The sequence below is a fragment of the Streptomyces sp. A1136 genome, assembly GCF_004795055.1.
Taxonomy (GTDB): Bacteria; Actinomycetota; Actinomycetes; order Streptomycetales; family Streptomycetaceae; genus Streptomyces.
In genome coordinates this window covers 1-618 of sequence record NZ_SSBJ01000235.1, presented here as the reverse complement: position 1 = coordinate 618, position 618 = coordinate 1, and the positions used below count along the sequence as shown (strand labels likewise).

The window sequence follows — 618 nt, the reverse complement described above, 5'->3', positions numbered from 1 at the left end:
CGCGCAGCTGGGCGCGGAGCTGGTCGGCGTCGCGCGGGGCGGCGATCCGCAGGCCCGGGACGACCTGGAGGATGGACATGTCCCACATGCCGTTGTGCGAGGCGCCGTCGGTGCCGGTGACCCCGGCCCGGTCCAGGACGAAGGTGACGCCGCAACGGTGCAGGGCCACGTCCATCAGGACCTGGTCGAAGGCGCGGTTGAGGAAGGTGGCGTAGACGGCGAAGACGGGGTGGACGCCGCCGCTGGCCAGGCCCGCCGCGGAGACCGCGCCGTGCTGCTCGGCGATGCCGACGTCGTAGACCCGCTCGGGGAAGGCGTCGGCGAACTTCTGGAGGCCGACCGGCTGGAGCATGGCGGCGGTGATCGCCACGATGTCCTCGCGCTCCTTGCCGAGCCGGACCATCTCCTCGCCGAAGACCGAGGTCCAGTCGGCGCCGGAGGCGGAGACGGGCAGGCCGGTGTCGGGGTGGATGACGCCCACCGCGTGGAAGCGGTCGGCCTCGTCCTGGACGGCCGGCTGGTAGCCGCGGCCCTTCTCGGTGAGGCAGTGCACGATGACCGGGCCGCCGAACCGCTTGGCGCGGGCCAGCGCCGACTCCAGTGCCTCGATGTCGTGGC

1 pseudogene is annotated in these 618 nt (G+C 73.3%); it reads right to left on the bottom strand.

The features are described from left to right. Positions 1–618, bottom strand: a pseudogene (locus tag E6R62_RS38275) (1-deoxy-D-xylulose-5-phosphate synthase); the annotation flags it as partial.